The sequence below is a fragment of the Aeromonas sp. 95A genome (genome assembly GCF_051919235.1).
GTDB classification, from domain to species: Bacteria; Pseudomonadota; Gammaproteobacteria; order Enterobacterales; family Aeromonadaceae; genus Aeromonas; species Aeromonas veronii.
Map to the genome: position 1 here is coordinate 4,092,193 of NZ_JBQBFC010000001.1, position 20,042 is coordinate 4,112,234.

A 20,042-nucleotide genomic window follows, 5' to 3' on the forward strand; every position below is an offset into this window, starting at 1 on the left:
TATACTACCTTGCGCACCCCATTTTTCAGGTGCATATAACTTTTGGCCAATATATGTGGTTCCTTATGCCTATATATTATTCAGTCATACCATTCATCAAGCGATTTATAATGATGGTGTCTTTTTTCTTGACGCCAGCGATTTTTGCTGCAGACACACCTCCTGTGCCAACGATTAAAGTGGGAATAATAGCTGGTGGGTGGGGACCATTTCAGCAGTGGGACGGCAAGGTTGTCGCCGGCTTCAGCGTTGAATTGATGGAACAATTGGCCAAAAAGTTGGACTACCAGATAGCCTGGCAGGCCTACCCCAACTGGGAAGCCATGTATGCTGATACCTGCCGTGGCAAGCTGGATATCCTGCTCGATGCATTTAATTCTGAGGTGCGCCAGTGTGTCACCTATAGCCTGCCTTACTACACCTCGCCGACCGTGGTGGTGGTGCGCCAGGATAGCGCCCTGTTTCGGGATGTAAGCCGTTTGCAATCTGCGAGCATTGCTATCGAAAAAGGCTTTCTGACAGAGAAGTTGGTCAAGCTGCACTATCCCAATGTCACACCGAGGCTGTTTGTCGATACGCGCCGTGCATTGCAGGCGGTTGAGCAAGGTCGGGCGGATGCCTATATCGGCAACCTTCATGTGGCCAATCTGTTTATCGAGCGCCACCCTGCGTTGGCGGTGGTTGCCCAGTCTCCCTTGTTGATGGAAACCCTGCATCTTGGCATCGCGACCCAGAAACACTCTCTTGCTATTCGGCTTGATACTGCCATTCAGTCGCTGACGGTCGAGGCACGCAGTGCATTGGAGAAACGCTGGTTGGGGGAGAGTCTGGAGCCCAACTTTATGGGTCACAGCCTCAGAGATCCCCTCATTTTTAGAGACTCAAATAATTCCAAGTGTGCGGGTATATAAGCGGTGTTGCTTCAGGTAGTAGATAAATTTATCCATCAACAAGACCGCACTGGCTTCTTTCATTTTAGGTAACAACTGGTAATAGATGACCCCTTGCCGAAAGAACGAATAGGTTCGGCTCTTGCTGGTATTGACCTTGATCGTTCTCTCTAGACCGACACTGTCTCCAGCCTTACCCAGCAGCGTCAGCAAGACGATGGCCAGGGCACTGAATAAAAACAGTCGGTCGCGCCGGACCGGATTACTGATGTGCACATCTCCCATACCCATGCCGAATTTGTAATCTTTGATATCACGAAAACTGGTCTCGATACCCCAGCGCTGGCCGTATAGTTGCAACGCCTTGGCGGCGCTCAGGTCGGTCCGGTTACTGGCCAGAAACCACGCGTCTTTCATGCCACTCTTATGACAACAATAGACCCGTTCGACAGGCTGTCGCTGCCCAGTTAGCTCCACCGCTTTGAGGGTTCGGGTGCGCCCGGTCGGCGTTAGCCAGTCCCGAGCTGGAACCTGCTCTACACCAGGGTAACCAACCAAAACATTTCCTTTAAATCTAATGAGATAAGCAAAGCCTAGCTCTTGCTCCAGGCGTTCGAACAGCTCCATGTAACCAAAGCCGCGGTCAGCTACTACCGTCACGAAGATACCCTCTGGCAACGTCTGCTTGAGCTTGGTGAGCAGCTCTTTCTCATGGGCATTGCGTTGCCCTTTGAGCAACGATTTCCGATGGGTTTTCCACAGCAGCGGAGTACTGCGACCGTGGTTGGTTTGCAGGCTGATAACCAAGGTACTGTGATCATCGGCATCGAATTCGGTCCAGTCCATGGAGACTACGATCTCGGTACGTTCACCGACCACATAGGGCACCCAATCGTCAAAGAGGCTCCAGACATTGAGCTTGGTGTTAGTGAGCAGGCGATCCACCTGTTTAACCGCATGTTTACGTTCGAGACCGTTGGCCAAGGAGAGGCCACTACCGATGGCGTGGATGGCCAGTGAACCTGACTCGATAACCCCGAGGGTAGCATTGGCGAGGGAAAGAACACGCTTAGCATGCATGTCCTGTCCAAATATATCGTCGATGTGGTTGAGGATTAGTTCGTGGTTAAACATGGGGATAGTCTGTTGGGTATTAGCTGGTCAAGGATGGCGATCATACCTCAGAAGCCGCGCCACGCCTCGCTCATATGAGGGGATGGTTAAGGGTCACAGCAATTTCCTGCTGCGCCCTGATGAGCGATCCTGGCTCTCGACATTGCCACCGTTGAAACTGGGATTGCTTCCCAGCTGGATGCCCTTCTCTTATAACGATGAGAATGGTAACTCGGTCGGCTTGATGTTGGATTATCTGAATTTGCTGCAGGAGAAATTGGGGTTGGCTTACAGCCGAATACCGGTAAAGGATTGGCCTGACCTGCAACAGCAACTGCTGCATCACGATGTGGATCTGGCGATACTGCCCGCCCGGGTCATCAAGCGGCTGATTGGGTGGCATGCCAGCGAGCCCTTCGCATCTTTTCCTCTGGTACTGGTGACGGCCCGTGGCAGCCTTCCGATCGGGGATCTCTCCGATCTGGCCGGTAAAAAGCTGTTGCTGACCGACAGCATGCTGATCCCCGAGCTGAGGGCACTGGTGCCTGACCTTAAACTGATCACGACCAAGAGTGCTAGCGAGGGGCTCACCCGTGTTGCCGCAGGTGAGGGAGATGCCTATATCGGTAATCTGGTGGTGGTCTCCCGTCTTATCACCGAGCAGTTTGATGACCGGCTTCATATTGCTGCGCCCACCCCCTTCAAGGATGAGCTGGCCGTTGCTGTACGTGAGCCTTACATTCCCTTGCTGCCCCTGGTCAACCGGGTGCTTGCCAGCATGAGCGACAAGGAGCAGCGCCAGATACGCAACAGCTGGCTGGCGCTCAATTACAGCGAAGGTATCCCCAGAGCGAAACTGGTGCGCACCCTGCTGCCCGCCGGGGTGGCGATCACACTCTTTATTCTGGTGCTGTCGGTGGCTTACTGGCGGCTGCGTCAGGAGATAGTCCGTCGTCATCAGGTTGAGGCTGCATTGGCCAGAGCCAAGACCAAGGCGGAGTCTGCCGCCACCCAGAAAGGGGAGTTTCTGGCCACCATGAGCCACGAAATTCGCACGCCTATGAATGGCATTATCGGTATGGCGGAACAGCTCACCTTTACCGAATTGACTCAGGATCAGCGCCAGATGGTGGAGGTTATCAACCGCGGTGCCCAGGGGTTGCATGCGCTGATCGACAACGTGCTCGACTTCGCCAAGCTGGAAGCGGGCAAGATGCAACTCGAAGAAGCGCCGTTTCTTGTCCGGGAGCTGCTTGACAGCGTGCTGACCATGACGGTGAGCGAAGTACATCGCAAGGGGTTGCGCGTCTATCTCTGGGCGGATGTCGGTGTGGCGGCTCGGGTGAGCGGTGATGCGCTGCGTCTGCGCCAGATCCTCTTCAACTTTGTCAGCAATGCCATCAAGTTCACCGAGCGGGGCTTTATTGAGATCTCGGTGCAACTGCTGTCGCAGGGGGAGGGGCAACAGCAATTGTGCTTCGCTGTGCGCGACAGCGGCATCGGTATGAGCCCAGAGGCGCTTGGCCGGATCTTCAATGCCTTTGAACAGGCAGAGCGCTCCACCACCCGCAGTTATGGTGGTACCGGCTTGGGCCTGAGTATCTGCCAGACCCTGGCCACCTTGATGGGTGGCGAGATCCGGTTGGAGAGTGCCCCTGGGCTGGGCACTTTCATCAGCCTGACGGTTACGTTGCCAGTGCTGGCACAGCGAGAGCCGGATCCTCGTCTCAATGGCGTGCAAGCCCACATCGATCTCCATGACGAGAAGCTGTGCCACACCCTGTTGTTGCAACTTGATGCGTTGGGAGTAATACGAACGTCGGAGTCTGGTGATGCTCAGTTGCGTTTCACAGACCATGAGTTGGCGGGCAACAGGGTCATCCGGGTGCTGCCGCTGGCAACCCCCCTCGGTTATCGTTGTGATGAGGAGGGTTGCACCCTCAACAGCAATCCCATGACCTGGCATGCGGTGCGGGAAGTTTGCTATCACCAGCTTGGCTTGAGCGATGGGACGGCAACGAAAGGGATGCGAAAGAGCGCACCCATGCAGCCCTGTCGGGTATTGCTGGTGGAGGATAATCCCCTCAACCAGTCGCTGGTAATACGCCAGCTCAGGCAACTTGGGATGAACTGCGATGTGGCAGAGCATGGCCAGCAGGCTCTCGAGATGGTCGCGCAGCATGCCTATGAGCTGGTGCTCTGTGACTGTCAGATGCCGGTGATGGATGGTTATGAGTTCACCCGCAGGATACGGGCTGCAGAGAAAGGCGAGCGGCAGCTGATCATCGCCATGACGGCCAATGTGTTACCAGAGCAGGCTCAGCGCTGTTTTGCTGCGGGCATGGACGATCTGTTGGGCAAACCGGTGCTGCTGGATACTCTGCGCCAGATGTTGCAGAAGTGGCGAATCTTACCCGCGCCAACCTTGATTGATATTGTGGCCATGGAGGCATTTTTTGGTCATGGTGACAAGTTGCAGCAGATGTTTCCGCTTTTTCGCCAGGAGCTTGAACAGTCGATGGTGCAGGAGCCACTTGATGACAATGCATTGGCCAATTGGGTGCATCGTCAGGCGGGGACCATCAGCATGATGATGGCGCCTGAATTGGCGGAACAGGCATGGCGATTGGAAGAAAAAATCCGTCAGTTTGGATCGCCAGCTTGTACAGATGAGCTGACACGCTTTCGTGCCCAATTACAGCAAATCATCGATGAATTGACGTTATTGAGCGAGAAAGGGCACTCAGTTATCGAGGGAGAGCTGGAGTAAGGGGAACTGTTCACTCATAAAATTGCGGGGGCTGTGGCCATTGCCTGCGCTGGCCAGCCATTCCCAATCCAGTTTTGGCGAGCCCGCTTTGAAGCGTTGATAGGCAACGCCCTGATGAATGGTCAGAAAGAGGGTCGTGGGGAGTCCCAGCTTGTTGCTGTAGCGCACCATCAGATCACCCTGATAGTCGTTGCTGATTCTGACTTTGAGCGCCTGCAGTGTCAGACCGGTGGCGTGACCATGCTCGTCCCAGACTTCAAACATGATGTGAACACTCTGATGTCTATGATGCCACGATGAGCAAGATGGGATGCAATTGCAACTGTCAGATCTGACAATGCCGAAAAAGTGTGAGGGGGATAGCAGAAAGTGAAAACCCGGCGCTAGGCCGGGTTTTCTTGAATGATGGTGGAGGGAGAAGGATTCGAACCTTCGAAGGCAGAGCCGTCAGATTTACAGTCTGATCCCTTTGGCCGCTCGGGAACCCCTCCACGGGGGCAAAGCAAATTGTATTCAGCCATTGCAATCAGGGAAATGGTGGAGGGAGAAGGATTCGAACCTTCGAAGGCAGAGCCGTCAGATTTACAGTCTGATCCCTTTGGCCGCTCGGGAACCCCTCCACGGGGTATTTCCTGATTGTCACTACTTTTGCACTTGAATGGTGGAGGGAGAAGGATTCGAACCTTCGAAGGCAGAGCCGTCAGATTTACAGTCTGATCCCTTTGGCCGCTCGGGAACCCCTCCCCAAGTGCGAGGCGCATACTATCAGATTCAGAGGCTTTGTGAACCCCTTGATGAGGCATCTGGCAGTAAAAAATGACTGTTCGTCGATTTTTTGATACATTCAGCTCAAAATTCAAGCTTATCAGCAAGTTGTGCGCTGCTTTTCTGCACAAAACAGCATCCGTGCAAGTTGGCGATCGCGCTGAAGAGAAGGCCGATAGCAGAAGACCGCCAGCGTTGGCGGTCTTCCCGGGCATCACATTTAGCGCTGGAACGGGTAGACCGAACCCAGTTTCAGGATCTGGGTCAGCTCGTCCAGAGCGCTGCGGGACTCCTGCACCAGTGCCGGATCCCGCAGGTCATCGAGGGTCAGGCGGTCACGGTAGTGGCGATCTACCCAGCCATCGAGGCGGGCAAACTGGCTGTCGTTGATAAGGCAGGCCGGATTGACCGCAGCGAGTTCCTGATCGTTCATGGCAACCCGCAGTCGCAGGCAGGCCGGGCCGCCACCATTACGCATGCTCTGTTTCACATCCATATAGTGGACCGCCTTGATCGGAGTCTCCTGCGTCAGCAGCTTGCCAAGATAGGCCGACACCGCCGGATTATCGCGGCACTCGGTGGGGGCGATAATGGCCATCTCGCCGCTCGGCAGGGTGAGGATCTGGGTGTTGAACAGGTAGGATTTCACCGCATCCAGCACGGATACCTCGGCGGTTGGCACTTCGATAAAGTGCAAATCCCCCTCGCCAAACTTGCCGCGGATTTCGGTCAGTACCGCTTCGGTGTTGAGGAACGCTTGCTGGTGGAAGAAGAGCACGTTCTGGTTGCCCACCGCGATCACATCGTTATGGAATACCCCCTGATCGATTACCTCCGGGTTTTGCTGAATAAACACCACGCTCTCCTCGCCAAGGCCATGTAGGCGGGCGATGGCCTGGCTTGCCTCCAGGGTCTGGCGGGCTGGATAGCGCTTCGGCGCCGGGCGGGAGTAGTCAAAGGCACTGCGGCCATAGACAAACAGCTCGACACCCGCCTCGCCATAGGCGCGGCAGAGGCGGGTATGGTTGGCCGCTCCCTCGTCGCCGAAGTGGTCATTTTCCGGTAGATGGAGGTGGTGGCTGAAGTGGCGATCATTGTTGAACACGGCGCGCAGGATGCGACCAGTGACGTCAGGCTCCAGGGAGCGGTGAAACTTGTTGGTCAGGTTGGCGGGGGTGAAGTGAATGCGGCCATCCTGGGTATCGGCACTGGGAGAGACGGTGGCGGCGTTGGCTGTCCACATGCTGGAGGCCGAATAGCAGGCAGCCAGTACGGCGGGAGCCTGTTTGGCGGCCAGCTCCAGCACCCGGGCATCGTTGCCGGTGAAGCCGAGGCGGCGCAGGGTGGCGAGGTCGGGACGCTCTTGTGGCGCCAGTACCCCCTGGGTCATGCCAAGCTCGGTCAGCGCCTTCATCTTGCGCAGCCCCTGTTTGGCGGCCTCTTTCGGATTGGAAGCCTCCTGGGCATTGCTCTGGGAGGCAACATTGCCGTAGGAGAGGCCGGCATAGTTATGAGTCGGGCCGACCAGACCGTCGAAATTGACCTCGAAGTGCTTCATTGAGTACATCCTTTCGATTTTTATGATGGGTAGCGGTTCCTTCCGCGCACAATGCGTCGGGGTTGGGCCATTATAAAGAGATTTTGTGTTTTTGTAACAAGCCGGTAACCAGCAGACGTTTTTATGTCGTTTCAGATATAAAAAGAGGGGCGGTATGGCAGAAAATTGAAAAAGCGGTTGCGTCTGGCCTGTTGCCTTCGCATTAATAAATAAAGAAGCAATAAAAGAAGCCGTGTGGTTCGGGCTGGTCAGGCAAATTTGCTCACAAGATTGCTTTTTCGCGCCAAATCTCTTATACAGCCCCACAAAACCGCACACCAACCCCGTCGGGTGCAATGAGGATAATAGTTACAGCATGGGCAAATCACTGGTCATAGTGGAGTCTCCGGCCAAGGCCAAGACGATCAACAAATATCTGGGCAAGGACTACGTGGTGAAATCCAGCGTTGGTCATGTTCGCGATCTGCCCACCAGCGGCAGCGCCAGCACCGAGCCCAAGAAACCTGTCATTCGCGGCATCAAGTTGAGCGAATCCGAGAAGGCTGCCAAGGATCGCAAGGCCCTGTTTGCCCGGATGGGTATCAATCCGACCGCTGGCTGGCAGGCTAACTACCAGATTTTGCCCGGCAAGGAGAAGGTGGTCAGCGAGTTGCAAAGTCTGGCCGAGAAAGCCGACACCATCTATCTCGCAACCGACTTGGATAGAGAAGGAGAGGCGATCGCCTGGCACCTGCGCGAGATCATCGGTGGCGATGACAGCCGCTACAAGCGCGTGGTGTTCAACGAGATCACCAAGAGTGCCATCAAGGAGGCGTTCGCCCAGCCGTCCGAACTCAATATTGACCGCGTCAATGCACAGCAGGCCCGTCGTTTCCTCGACCGCGTGGTGGGTTACATGGTCTCCCCGCTGCTGTGGAAAAAGCTGGCCCGCGGTCTCTCCGCCGGTCGGGTACAGTCCGTTGCGGTGCGTCTTATCGTCGATAAAGAGCGCGAAATCAAGGCGTTCGTACCGGTCGAGTTCTGGGATCTCAATGCCGATCTGCTGACCGCCGACAAGAGCGATCTGCGGATGGAAGTGGTCAGCCGCAACGGGGCTGACTTCAAGCCAGTGACCCAGGCCGAGACCTTTGCCGCTGTCGCAGCCCTGGAAGGGGTCGACTACAAGGTGGTGAACCGGGAAGACAAGCCGACCGGCTCTAAGCCGTCCGCGCCGTTTATCACCTCCACCCTGCAGCAGGCGGCCTCTACCCGTCTGAGCTTCGGGGTCAAGAAGACCATGATGATGGCCCAGCGTCTCTATGAAGCGGGTTACATCACCTATATGCGTACCGACTCCACCAACCTCAGCAAAGAGGCGGTTGAGGCGGTGCGTGAATATATCGGCGAGCAGTATGGCGCGGCATATCTGCCAGCCGAGCCGAATCTGTATGGTGCCAAGGCCAATGCTCAGGAAGCGCACGAGGCGATCCGTCCCTCCAACGTACAGGTGACTGCCGAGATGCTGGAAGGGATGGAGCCGGATGCCATGCGTCTGTACGATCTCATCTGGCGTCAGTTCGTTGCTTGCCAGATGACCCCGGCTCAATACGACTCCTCCACCCTGACCGTCAAGGCGGGTGAGTTCGAGCTCAAGGCCCGTGGTCGTACCCTGCGCTTCGCCGGTTGGACCAAGGCGCTGCCGCCGATGGGTCGCAAGGGCGAAGATAGTCAGCTGCCGGCGGTGACCGTGGGCGAGGTGCTGAAGCTGATCAAGCTGGATCCGCGCCAGCACTTCACCAAGCCGCCTGCCCGTTTCACTGAAGCTGCGCTGGTGCGCGAGCTGGAAAAACGCGGCATCGGCCGTCCGTCAACCTACGCCTCCATCATCTCCACCATCGTTGATCGCGGTTATGTGCGGGTCGAAAGCCGCCGTTTCTTCGCCGAGAAGATGGGCGAGATCGTCACCGATCGTTTGGTGGAGAACTTCGTCGAGCTGATGAACTACGAGTTCACCGCCAAGATGGAAGACAAGCTCGATGGCATCGCCGAAGGGAGCCTGGAGTGGAAGAAGGTGCTGGACGCCTTCTACGCCGAGTTTACTCAGGAGCTGGAGAAGGCTGACAAGGCGCCCGAAGAGGGCGGCATGCGTGCCAACCAGATGGTGATGACCGACATCGACTGCCCGGATTGCGGCCGCAAGATGGGGATTCGTACTGCTACCACCGGTGTTTTCCTTGGCTGCTCCGGCTATGCCCTGCCGCCGAAAGAGCGCTGCAAGAAGACCATCAACCTGGTCTCTGCCGACGAGTTTGTCTCCGCCACTGACGGCGAAGAGGCGGAAACCGAAGCGCTGCGCGCCAAGCACCGCTGCGGTGTCTGTGGTACAGCGATGGATGCCTACATCATCGACGACAGCCGCAAGCTGCACGTCTGTGGTCGCAACCCGGATTGCGATGGCTACGAGATCGAGAAGGGCCAGTTCAAGCTCAAGGGCTACGAAGGGCCGAGCATCGAGTGCGACCGTTGCGGAGCCGAGATGCAGCTCAAGAACGGCCGTTTCGGCAAGTACATGGGCTGCACCAACGAGACCTGCAAGAACACCCGCAAGATCCTGAAAAACGGCGACATCGCGCCACCGAAGGAGGATCCGGTACCGTTGCCGGAGCTCAAGTGCACCCAGTCCGATGCCCACTTTGTACTGCGTGACGGTGCTGCCGGTCTGTTCCTGGCGGCCAGCAACTTCCCCAAATCCCGCGAGACCCGCGCGCCGCTGGTGGAAGAGCTCAAGCGCTTCAAGGATCGCATCTCCGCCAAGCACAAGTATCTGGCCGGTGCCCCGCTCACCGATCCGGACGGCAACCCCGCTATCGTACGCTTCAGTCGCAAGACCAAGGAGCAGTACGTGATGAGCGAGGTCAACGGCAAGGCGACCGGTTGGACCGCTCACTACGACAACGGTACCTGGCAAGAGAGTTTGCCAAAGGCTAAAAAAGCCTGATGAAAAGAGGCCCCGACAAGGGGCCTCTTTGCTTATGGATAGCGGTATACTGAGACAGCTGCAAGGAGTGCAGCTGTCGTCAATCGCGAAGTAGACAAGGAGGTTGAGATGGAGATTAACGAGATCCGGCCAGGCATGAGTTGCATGACTCGGGAAGGGGCGGCCTATGTGCTGGAGGTGGACCGACAGAGCCTGCTGGTGCTGCTGCAGCGCGCGGATGAGACCATACCGGTGCAGGTGCGCAGCGACGAGATCCTGGCGCCGCTGGAGTGATCCGGCCGTGATCCCCTCAAAACGGCAGTAGAAAAAGCAGCTCGGCCAGATCGGGCTGCCATTGCCACTCCTTCATTCTGACCCGTCCACCGATCACCACGACCCCCTCCTGCTGCAGGCGTCCCGTCTGTTCGGCAAAGCTTGGCGATCCTTTCGGTAACGAGATAGTGCCCGCTGCGCCCAGCACCCGATGCCACGGCAGTACCTTGTCGGTTTCCCGCAGCACCTTGCCCACCAGTCTCGCCCGTCCGGGCAGCCCAGCCAGATCGGCCACCTGACCATAGCTGACCACCCGGCCTGCCGGGATCAGGGCGATGATCGCTTCGATACGGGCAGTTTTGTTCAATGGGTATGGACTTGGTTGAATGCTCATAGACCCGATTCGTCAAAAACAACAGAAGCGCCATTGTCGCGCTTCTGTCATGGGGCTGGCAATGATTCAGCCGAAGGTCTGGCTAAGCCCCTTCAGTTGCTTGGCCCGTTCCAGCAGAGCCTGACTTGAGTGATCGACATCCAGCATCTTCTGACTGTTGGCGTGGGAGTACTCGGAGATCTGGTGGATGCTGCGGCTGATCTCCTCCACGACCGCTTGTTGCTGCTCAGCAGCGGTGGCGATCTGAGTGGAGTGTTCGGTGACCAGCTCTATCTCTGCCAGCACGGTATGGAGGCTGCTGGCGCCCTGGCGGGTCATCTCGGCACATGCGCGGGTCTGTTGCAGGTTCTCCTGCATCATCCCCTTCCAACGTCCCAGCGTGTGCTGGATCTGCTTGATGCTGCCCTGGATCTGCTCGGTCGCCTTGTGGGTGCGGGTCGATAGAGTTCGCACCTCGTCGGCCACCACTGCAAAACCACGGCCCTGCTCCCCGGCGCGAGCCGCTTCGATGGCGGCGTTGAGGGCCAGCAGGTTAGTCTGCTCGGCGATGCCCTGGATCTCGCCCATCACACTGCCAATCCGTTCGGATTCGCTGGCGAGCTCTACCGCCGAGTTGAACGCCAGCTCTGCCTGTTTGGCGAGCTGTTCGATCTGTTGTTCGGTCTGGTTCAACTGCTGGTTGGTTTGTTCACAACGATTGCGAGCTTCGTTGACCTGACCGTTGGAGTCCTGAATGTTGCGGGCGATCTCGTGAGCTGTGTTGGCCATCTGAGTCATAGCCGTAGCCATCTGCTGGGTCTGGGCATCTTGCTCGTTGATATCGAGACAGGCTTGATGAGAGGCCTGCTTCAGATTGATGGCCAGGGTTTGCAGAGGTGCCGTGGCATCATTGATCCGCCCCAACACGGTTCGGATGCGGGCCTGCAGCATCTTGATATGAAAATCGGCAATGGCGCCGGGATTGTCACCGGAGTAGACCAGCCGGGTCAGACTGTCATATTCGCGGCCCAGTTGCTGCAGATAGTGGGGCAAGGCGAAGAGCTCGCGCCAGTAGGCTCCGCCAAGAAGCAACAGGGGCAGCAGCATCAGCAGGACGGTCATGGCCCCTTGGCTGGCGAAGGCCCAGCCCATTATGCCGAGCAGCAACAGGGTAATGGCCGGGGTGCGCACTCTGGCAAGAGAGGGAAGGTTGCTGCTGTTGCCGCGCTCGGCCTTGAGCAGGGCTTGGTAGGTCTGAGCGGCGATGCGCTTGAATTGGGGCTCGGGCTTGCAGCGTACCGACTGGTAGCCGCTGATCCTGTTCCCCTCGTAGATGGGGGTGACGTAGGCATCTACCCAGTAGTAACGACCATCCTTGCAGCGATTTTTGACGATGCCGCGCCAGGGTTTGCCCTCCTTGAGGCGGGCCCAGAGATCGGCGAAGGCGGCCTTGGGCATGTCGGGGTGGCGTACCAGATTGTGGTTGTGTCCCACCAGTTCATCGACCGTGTAGCCTGCGATGTCGCAAAAGGCCGGGTTGGCGTAGGTGATCACCCCGCGCAGGTCTGTGGTGGAGACCAGTTGTACGTCGGCAGGAAACTCCACTTCGCTGTCCAGGGTATGGACGTCTCTGCGGGTCATAGGAATACGCTCCGATGTTCTTGTTGATAATGTTGTCGTTGTTATTGTGGCAGATCTGGAGGTGGCCGCAGGCTCGCGCCAGCAGGAGGCGGACCAGCTTCATTGGGGGCTGAATTTTGCCAATAATGGCGGATGAATGGTAGGGGGTTGTGAGATTTTGTTGGCTAATTGTAAAAAAGGCGGCCAATTGGCCGCCAAAGTAGAGACAACATTACCTCTGTGGCATCCGGTAGCGCACCTGCAGTTGGTCGAGGATCTGCAGCTGGCCCGGCAGGCGGGCGGCGAAGTGCTCCCAGCCCTTGTGGGCGGGCTCGCTCCAGGCCACCTCGGCCGTGGCCAGCATGCGCGGGAACAACATGTAGTCGAGACGATCGCGGCTGGTGATCAATTCTGACCACAAGGGGCTCAGTACCCCGAGGATGTTATCGTTGGCATGGAAATCGGCTGGCGCAGGATCGCAAGCATAGACCTGCTCCAGATTGAGGGTTCCCGCCCAGTAGAGGCCGGGTTCATGAATATCGGCGCTCCAGGCGAGATCGAGATAGAGGAACTGGGCGGGCGCCATCACCACCGGATAGCCGGCCGCGGCGGCGTCCAGCCCCGCCTGAAAACTGGTCCAGGCACAGACGGCAGCTTTGCGGCTCACCTTGTCGCCATGCAGGATCTCCTCCCAGCCGATCATCTGTTTGCTTCTGGTGGCCAGATAGCGCTGGCAGTGGCGCAGCAGATGGCCCTGCAGCTCGCGACAGTCGGCGTATCCCTGTTCGGCCATCAGCTGCTGGCAGGCGGGGCTGTCGGTCCAGACCCCGGTCGGCACCTCGTCACCCCCCATGTGGATCTGCGGGCCGGGGAAGAGCTCGCACACCTCGTCCAGCACGGCCTCTAGGAAGCGGTAGGTGCCGGGCAGGGCGGGGTTGAGCACGTTGTCATCGAAATGCTGAACCGAGCGGTAGCGGGAGTGATCCGCCGTTTCGATCAGCAACTCGGGCAGCGCCTTGATGGCGGCGTGGCAGTGGCCCGGGATGTCGAGCTCGGGAATGACGGTGATGCCGAGCTCACTGGCATAGTTCACCAGCTCCTTCACCTCGCTCTGGGTGTAGTAGCCGCCATAGGGTTCGGCGCCGCCGCTCAGCTGGGGGCCGATCGCCAGATCGTGGCCGCGCCAGGCACCCACGTCGGTCAGTGCCGGGAAGGCTTTGATCTCGAGTCGCCACCCCTCGTCATCGGTCAGATGCCAGTGGAAGCGGTTGAACTTGTAGAGGCTCATCAGCTTGAGCAGGCGCTTGATGGTGGCCGGAGTGTGGAAGTGGCGGGCGCAGTCGAGAAAAATGCCGCGAAAGCCAAAGCGCGGGGCATCCTCCAGTGTGATGCAGGGCAGGCTCTCCCCATGTTGCAGATACCACTGGGCTAGCGTCACCAGCCCATGGCGCCAGCCCGTTTCGTCGGCGGCGGCAATTACCACCTCCTGCGGCGTGATGGTGAGTTGGTAGGCTTCAGGGGCTAGCTTGGCCTCGGTTAGCCGGATTTCTGCGTCGTGATCCTGCTCCAGTGCCAGCGACGTCAGCTCGTTGAAGTGGGCCAGCAGCTTCGGTACATCGCGGGGGGCGCTGACATGAGCCCGCTCGGCCAGCCGGAAGTTCCCCTCCAGCAGTACCAGATGGGCCGGTTGCGGCACTATGCCGGGCAGGGGCTCGACATCCGGTAGATCGGGTCGGGTTACCGGCGGGTTTTCCAGTCCAAGATCCTGAGCGGCCAGTGTCACCGGCAGCAGCTGAGCACCCGTGGTGGCCTCCGGCAAGCTGAGGAAAAAGCCCTGCGGCATGTCGGAGAGCTTCTTGATGGGCGTCTGGCGGCAGCAAAAGCGCAGCTCGCAGCTGCCAGCGTTCGGGATCAGCACCTTGTAGCTGCCGCTCTGGCGCTCCAGCTCGCCCCCTTGCAAGGAGTCGGGGTCGATATGGCGAGCTAGACAGAAGTGCAGCTTCCACCGGGTATCCGGTATGTGGGAGAGGGTGAAGGTGAACCAGACATCCTCGCCGTCACGTCGGGCTACCAGGGTGTGGATCAGGGGTGTAGACATGGAAAATCCTCTGATTGGGCAAACAGGATGGCGCCATCGAGCGCATCTGCCTGGGGGGGGATCAGGTTGAGCTGGCCGAGACGGGGAGCGAGGCGGGTGCCAATCCCCCCCAGCAGGGCGATCTGTCTGGCACCCAGCTGGGTCATCCCCTCCAGCAGGATCCGCAGTTGTTCGCAGGTTTCGTCCAGCAGCTGATTGGCGAGCTCGTCACCATCGCTGGCGGCATCGAATACCCAGGGGGCAAAGTGGCCATAGTCCGCCGGAATGGCGCGGGCGGCCCAGCGTACCACTTCAGCCTGATCCCGCTTGAAGCGGTCCATCAGGCGGATGGCGAGGGTGCTGGGGGGCAGAATGCCGTCGTGGCAGAGCAGGGATTGTTGGATGGCGCGCAGCCCCAGCCAGGCGCCGCTGCCTATGTCTGAAATGGGGAAGCCGCGGCCGGAGCAGGTGCGAATGCGCCCCTCCTGATAGACAAGCCCCACCGAGCCGGTACCTGCGATCAGAATGGCCCCCTCACGGCCACCAAAGGCACCGAGGCAGGCACCGAAGGCATCGGAGGTGAGCCTGACGCTGGCAAAGGGGAAGGGCATCTCGAGCAGGGCGTGATAGCAGTCGGCCAGCTCGGCGGAGGCGAGCGCCAGCCCGACCCCCATCTGCTGTTCGCTCTCGATGCCGAGCCCGGCGGCAAGGCGGGCGCTGGCGATGGCGGCCAGCACATTGGCGTGGGCATGGGGGATGCCCAGCTCCAGATTGGAGCCGGCCGCGCGCCCCTCTCCGAGCAGTTTGCCCGCCCGATCCCGAATGCGGGCGCGGGTGTGGGTGCCCCCGCCATCGACGCCGACCCAGAACTCAATCATGGCGACCTCCATTTCCCTGCGCACTCTGCCAGCTGATGGCCAGGGCGAACCAGGCGGCGTGGGGGATCCACTGCTCGCCCCAGCGCCAGTTCTGATCCAGCCGATCCTTGTACTCCTCCGGAATAAAGGCCACCTCATTTTCGTCATCGAATCCGGCGGTGATGCCGTTGCAGATCCCCCCGAGCGCATTGGGATACCCGGCGGTATAGGCGGGGTTGTTGATGCCGTGGCCCGCCAGCATGCAGGCGTTGAAGGGGTTTTGCCCGAGGATCCAGTCGAGTTGGCGCTGACCGTAAGTGATGAGCGGCTGGCTCTGGCGGGGGAAGTGGCGGGCGCCAGCAAAGGCCATGGCCGCCAACGATGCGAGGCGGGCATTCTCCCCCTGCCACCAGTAACCGGATTCGTTGTTGTGGGGCATAAAGAAGCTGACGCGCGGTGCTTCATCCACCCCTTTGACATATTGGCGGGCGAGGGAGAAGGGATTACCCGCGCGGGCACAGAGCGCCAGCTCGGCGGCCAGCGCCTGCTCCACCACGGTTTGTACCCGGGCCTGGTGCCCCTGATCCGGTTCTATGCCCAGATATTCCAGCAGCGCCAGCACCGGCAGACCCGCCTCGGCGGCGTGGTAGTAGGGGCGCGAGCCATCCTCGTTGGCCGACCAATAGTGACCCAGCTCAGGATGAGGGCGCTGGCGGGCACAGAGCTTGCTGGCACGGACTCTCGCTTCATTCAGCCACTCGTTGCCGAAGGTGCGGGTCAGCTCCACCGCTGCCAGCAGGGCGCAGTAATCGTCGATGATGTTCTCGACCCCGTCATCGAGGTAGGCAAGGTTGTGTTCGCACAGATGCAGGTAGCCGCGTTTGGCTGCCTCGGCGTAGCGGCTGGCATCGAAGTCGCCACTGACGCTCTCGCGGGCGGCGCGGGCCAGCGCGGCGATGGCCATGCCGCCCCCTTGGCGAAAACCCGCCTGCCAGTTGGCTGACTTGAGCCCCTGTTGGGTAGCATAGACGCACAGCTCGCGCTGGGCGGGATCCTTGCTCCACTTGTCGAACAGGGTCATGTAGAAGAAGCCCGACTCATCCTGCATCCGGCAGAGGAAATCGGCGCCGTGCAGCGCCTCGTCATTGAGCCGCTTGCAGAGGTTCACCCCGTCGATATCGCGGCGCGGGGCCAGCAGCTCCCGGCACTTGAGCAGGGCCCACACCACCATGGGGGTCTGCTGGGGGTTGAGGTAGTTGGCGTAGGAGAGGTGGCTCAAGTACTTGCTCATGTCGCCGCTGGCATCGAACCAGCCGCCGTGCACATCTTTGTGCTGGTCGGTGCCAAACAGGCGGGCGCTGCGGTCGGCCCGATCAAAGGTGCCGCTGGCGCGCTGCCCCTTGAAGTAGTGGATGACATCGGAGAGGCAGCGGCTGGCCAGCAGATCCTGGCCGATGGCAAAGCGGGTGGAGCGGACAATGCCTTGGGCAGTGATCGCCTCCAGCCGATAGTGACCCGGCTCCTTGAAGGCGGAGAAGTCGGCGCGCCAGTAAGCGCGGCCCTGCCAGCCAGGGACGCTGCCAGCCGGTTGCAGCGGGGTTTCAAACAGGATCTGACCATCATCGAGGCGTTGCAGCCTGACATAGCCGCCGAGATCAGGGGCGGGGGAGGTTTGCAACAGGGCGACCTTGTGTCCGTCGCACTCGTAGCCCACCTGATTTATCAAGAGTTCCATCAAGGTATTACTCCTGTGGTTCACCGCCGGGCGGTGAGGCACATCACGGGGCTGTGGCCGCTCCGTCTCGAGGCATGGCCGGACAGGGTTGTCCGGCCGGTATCGGGTTCACCTTCACTCGTAGAGGTAGCAGCGCACGAAGTGGTTGTCGGCAAGCTTGGTGATGGGTGGCAGCGCCTCCTTGCAGCGGAGCATCGCCTGATTGCAGCGCCCGGCAAAGGGGCAACCGCAGGACTCCGGCGTCCAGAGCGGGATCTCCCCCTTGCGGCCCCCCTCCAACTCGGCGTGGATGCTCTTCTCGGGGTCTGGCACCGCCGAGATGAGCAGCTGGGTGTAGGGGTGCTGCGGGTGGTGCAGGATCTCGTCCACCTCACCCCACTCCACCATGTGCCCTACATACATGACAGCCAGATCTTCCGCCACATAGCGGGCGGTGGCGATGTCGTGGGTGATGTAGAGCATGGAGACGCCGAGCTCGTTCTTCATCTGCTCCATCAGGTTGAGGATGCCGATGCGAATGGAGACGTCGAGCATGGAAGTAGGTTCGTCCGCCAGCACCACCTCCGCCTCCACCGCCAGATTGCGGGCGATGTTGACCCGCTGGCGCTGACCACCGGAGAGCTGGTGCGGATACTTGGCCGCCGTTGCTTTGGCAGGGGTCAGGCCGACCTTTTCCAGCAGGGCGTAGACCATGTCGGGCAGCTCTTTTTTGTCGATCACCTTGCTGTGCAGCAGCAGGGGACGGGCGATGTGGTGATAAATGGTGTGGGTCGGGTTGAGCGAACCAAACGGATCTTGCCACACCATCTGCACGCTCTGGCGATAGTCCAGCAGGGCGGTGCCCTTGTTGAACTCCTCCAGGTCGTGGCCGCGATAGAGAATGCGCCCGGCACTGAGCTTGTACATCTTGGCGATGATCTTGGCGATGGTGCTCTTGCCGGAGCCCGACTCCCCGACCACCGCCAGGGCGCGGCCCCGGTGCAGGTTGAAGGTGATGTCGGAGAGCGCCCGCATCTTGCCACTCTTGATGGCATTGGAGTTGATGGGGAAGTCCTTGTAGAGGTGCTGGACTTCGATGATGGGTGCATCGGTTTTGGCGATTTGCATGACAGACATCCTTAACAGCCAGCGGCCTTGTCCAGATAGATCACGGAATCTTGTTGCAGTCCCTGCTCCTCATAGAGGTGGCAGGCGGTCTGTTGCCCGGGGCGGATCTCGGCCAATTTGGTGTACTCCTGACGGCAGCGATCGTGTACCTTGCCGCAGCGGGCCTGAAAGCGGCAGCCTACCGGCACCTCCAGCAGGTTGAGCGGTGTGCCCGGGATCCCCTCCAGTACCTTCTTCGGCCCGTGCAGGGGCGGGAAGGAGTTGCCCAGCCCTCTGGTATAGGGGTGCAGCGGCGCGGTCAGGATCGCCTTGGAGGGAGCGACCTCCACCAGCTCACCGGCATACATGATGCCGATGCGATCGCAGAACTCCACCATCAGGGAGAGGTCGTGGGTGATGAACAAAATGGAGAAGTTGAACTTCTCTTTCAGGGCATAGACCTTCTGCAGGATCTCCCGCTGTACCACCACATCGAGCGCCGTGGTCGGCTCATCCATGATCAGGAGCTCGGGGTTGAGCGCCATGGCGATGGCAATCACCAGCCGCTGGCGCATGCCGCCGGAGAACTGGTGCGGGTAATCCTTGAGCCGGCTCGGGTGGATATCGACGATGGTGAGCAGCTCCTGGGCGCGCTTGATCGCCTCGTAACGGGTCATGCCGGGGTTGTGGGCCAGCAGCACGTCGCAGAACTGCTCCTCCATCCGCAGTACAGGGTTCAGGGCGTTCATGGCGGACTGGAACACCACCGACACCTGTTGCCAGCGATAGGAGCGTAGCCGCTCGTCGTTGTAGTGGAGGATGTTCTCCCCCTTGAACAGGATCTCGCCACCGCTGATGTAGGCGGGCGGCTTGTGCAGCCGGGCCACCGAGAAGGCGACGGTGGATTTGCCGCAGCCCGACTCACCGGCGAGACCGAAGATCTCGCCCTGTCTGATATCGAAGCTCACCGAGTTGACGGCGCGCACGTCGCCATTTTCGGTAATGTAGTCAACGCAAAGATTGCGTACTGACAGCAGGGGATGCTTGTTCATGCTGTCTTCTCCTGTGCTGTGGCAACCGGTGTGGTGACCGGCGCCGCGAGTTTCTTCCAGCGGCTCAGCCCTTTGTGGGAGCGCAGCTGCGGGTTGGCAATCTCGTCGATGGCGAAGTTGAGCAGGGCCAGACCGGCACCCAGGGTGGCGATGGCAAAGCAGGGGGCCAGGATCTCCCACCAGGCGCCGACCAGAATGGCGCTGGAGGTCTGGGCGTTGTAGAGCATGATGCCCCAGCTCACCACGGTCGGGTCGCCGAGGCCGAGGAACTCCAGGGTAGCTTCGGTGACGATGGCGTAGATGATGGAGCCGATGAAGCTCACCCCGATGATGGAGATGAGGTTGGGCAGGATCTCCACCAGAATGATGCGCCAGGCCGGCTCGCCCAGCACTTCGGCGGCGATGACGAACTCCTTCTCGCGCAGGGCCAGGGTCTGGGCACGGATGACCCGCGCGCCATAGGCCCACGAGGTCAACCCTATTATCACGGCAATCACCGCCGGTGACGCCTCCCCGATAAAGCTCGCCAGCACCAGTAGCAAGGGGAGGTTGGGGATCACCAGCACCACGTTCATCAGGAAGGTGAGGCACTCATCCACCAGACCGCCGAAGTAACCGGCAGTGATGCCGATGGCGACGGCCAGGGTGCAGACCAGCAGACCGGCGCTGAAGCCCACCAGCAGCGAGATACGGGCGCCGTTGGTGAACTGGGCCCAGATGTCGTGGCCCATGCGGGTGGAACCCATCACGAACTCGGCACTGGGCGGCTGGTGCGGGCGAGCCACCCGTTTGGTCGGCTCGTTGCTGGCCAGAATGGGGGCAAAGAGGGCCATCAGTACGAAGGCAACCACGATGGCGAGGCCACAGGCAGCCTTCTTGTTGCCCAGCAGGATTTTGAGAATGGTCGGCATACGCAT

The 20,042-nt window shown here is 59.6% G+C and carries 14 protein-coding genes, 3 tRNA genes and 1 pseudogene; 4 read left to right on the top strand and 14 right to left on the bottom strand.

The window, feature by feature from the left end:
- Window positions 1-65: 65 nt before the first annotated feature.
- Window positions 66-854, top strand: a pseudogene (locus ACTG2U_RS18780) (transporter substrate-binding domain-containing protein); the annotation flags it as partial.
- A 27-nt stretch (window positions 855-881) separates the two neighbouring features.
- Here ACTG2U_RS18780 and ACTG2U_RS18785 read toward each other — a convergent pair.
- A complete protein-coding gene (locus ACTG2U_RS18785) occupies window positions 882-2,024 on the bottom strand; it encodes an IS4-like element ISAs18 family transposase (RefSeq protein WP_439974914.1) in 1,143 nt (380 codons plus the stop codon).
- 82 nt (window positions 2,025-2,106) lie between these two features.
- Here ACTG2U_RS18785 and ACTG2U_RS18790 point away from each other — a divergent pair, with 82 nt between their 5' ends.
- Window positions 2,107-4,773: an ATP-binding protein gene (locus ACTG2U_RS18790; RefSeq protein WP_439974915.1), complete on the top strand. Its 2,667-nt coding sequence runs from the start codon at window positions 2,107-2,109 to the stop codon at window positions 4,771-4,773.
- On the opposite strand, the gene ACTG2U_RS18795 is transcribed toward ACTG2U_RS18790, so the two are convergent.
- The 5 genes from ACTG2U_RS18795 to astB all read right to left on the bottom strand — a co-directional run bounded on the left by ACTG2U_RS18795 (window position 4,747) and on the right by astB (window position 7,096).
- Window positions 4,747-5,037 (bottom strand): hypothetical protein, encoded by a 291-nt coding sequence (locus ACTG2U_RS18795; RefSeq protein WP_005353834.1) that lies wholly within the window; start codon window positions 5,035-5,037, stop codon window positions 4,747-4,749. The two genes, ACTG2U_RS18790 and ACTG2U_RS18795, sit on opposite strands and share 27 nt — an antisense overlap.
- A 142-nt stretch (window positions 5,038-5,179) precedes the next feature.
- Window positions 5,180-5,264 (bottom strand) — tRNA-Tyr (locus ACTG2U_RS18800).
- A 44-nt stretch (window positions 5,265-5,308) separates the two neighbouring features.
- A tRNA-Tyr gene (locus tag ACTG2U_RS18805) sits at window positions 5,309-5,393 on the bottom strand.
- Window positions 5,394-5,432: 39 nt separating this feature from the next.
- Window positions 5,433-5,517, bottom strand: a tRNA-Tyr gene (locus ACTG2U_RS18810).
- Window positions 5,518-5,758: 241 nt separating this feature from the next.
- Window positions 5,759-7,096 (bottom strand): N-succinylarginine dihydrolase, encoded by a 1,338-nt coding sequence (astB, locus tag ACTG2U_RS18815; RefSeq protein WP_429013884.1) that lies wholly within the window; start codon window positions 7,094-7,096, stop codon window positions 5,759-5,761.
- A 355-nt stretch (window positions 7,097-7,451) separates the two neighbouring features.
- On the opposite strand from astB, the gene topA reads away from it, so the two are divergent.
- A complete protein-coding gene (gene topA, locus ACTG2U_RS18820; protein WP_100653220.1) occupies window positions 7,452-10,073 on the top strand; it encodes a type I DNA topoisomerase in 2,622 nt (873 codons plus the stop codon).
- Window positions 10,074-10,181: 108 nt separating this feature from the next.
- On the top strand, window positions 10,182-10,346 hold the full coding sequence (locus ACTG2U_RS18825; RefSeq protein ID WP_005334891.1) for a hypothetical protein: 165 nt from the start codon (window positions 10,182-10,184) through the stop codon (window positions 10,344-10,346).
- A gap of 16 nt (window positions 10,347-10,362) precedes the next feature.
- Here the strand turns inward: ACTG2U_RS18825 and ACTG2U_RS18830 are convergent, their stop codons facing one another.
- The 8 genes from ACTG2U_RS18830 to ACTG2U_RS18865 all read right to left on the bottom strand — a co-directional run bounded on the left by ACTG2U_RS18830 (window position 10,363) and on the right by ACTG2U_RS18865 (window position 20,042).
- Window positions 10,363-10,719: an MGMT family protein gene (locus ACTG2U_RS18830; RefSeq protein WP_429013881.1), complete on the bottom strand. Its 357-nt coding sequence runs from the start codon at window positions 10,717-10,719 to the stop codon at window positions 10,363-10,365.
- A 66-nt stretch (window positions 10,720-10,785) separates the two neighbouring features.
- Window positions 10,786-12,339: a methyl-accepting chemotaxis protein gene (locus tag ACTG2U_RS18835; RefSeq protein WP_439974916.1), complete on the bottom strand. Its 1,554-nt coding sequence runs from the start codon at window positions 12,337-12,339 to the stop codon at window positions 10,786-10,788.
- Window positions 12,340-12,550: 211 nt separating this feature from the next.
- Window positions 12,551-14,416 carry a beta-N-acetylhexosaminidase gene (locus tag ACTG2U_RS18840; RefSeq protein WP_439974917.1) on the bottom strand — a complete coding sequence of 622 codons (1,866 nt, stop codon included), beginning with the start codon at window positions 14,414-14,416 and terminating at the stop codon, window positions 12,551-12,553.
- Window positions 14,401-15,273 (bottom strand): BadF/BadG/BcrA/BcrD ATPase family protein, encoded by an 873-nt coding sequence (locus ACTG2U_RS18845; protein ID WP_439974918.1) that lies wholly within the window; start codon window positions 15,271-15,273, stop codon window positions 14,401-14,403. The genes ACTG2U_RS18840 and ACTG2U_RS18845 overlap by 16 nt, the downstream gene beginning before the upstream one ends.
- Window positions 15,266-16,987, bottom strand: a complete 1,722-nt coding sequence (locus ACTG2U_RS18850; RefSeq protein ID WP_439974919.1) for a glycoside hydrolase family 9 protein — start codon at window positions 16,985-16,987, stop codon at window positions 15,266-15,268. Before ACTG2U_RS18850 ends, ACTG2U_RS18845 begins: the two co-directional genes overlap by 8 nt.
- A gap of 114 nt (window positions 16,988-17,101) precedes the next feature.
- On the bottom strand, window positions 17,102-18,094 hold the full coding sequence (locus ACTG2U_RS18855) for an ABC transporter ATP-binding protein (protein WP_439974920.1): 993 nt from the start codon (window positions 18,092-18,094) through the stop codon (window positions 17,102-17,104).
- 11 nt (window positions 18,095-18,105) lie between these two features.
- Entirely contained in the window at window positions 18,106-19,125 is a 1,020-nt protein-coding gene (locus ACTG2U_RS18860; protein ID WP_019446723.1) for an ABC transporter ATP-binding protein, read from the bottom strand.
- On the bottom strand, window positions 19,122-20,042 hold the full coding sequence (locus ACTG2U_RS18865) for an ABC transporter permease (protein ID WP_005347708.1): 921 nt from the start codon (window positions 20,040-20,042) through the stop codon (window positions 19,122-19,124). Before ACTG2U_RS18865 ends, ACTG2U_RS18860 begins: the two co-directional genes overlap by 4 nt.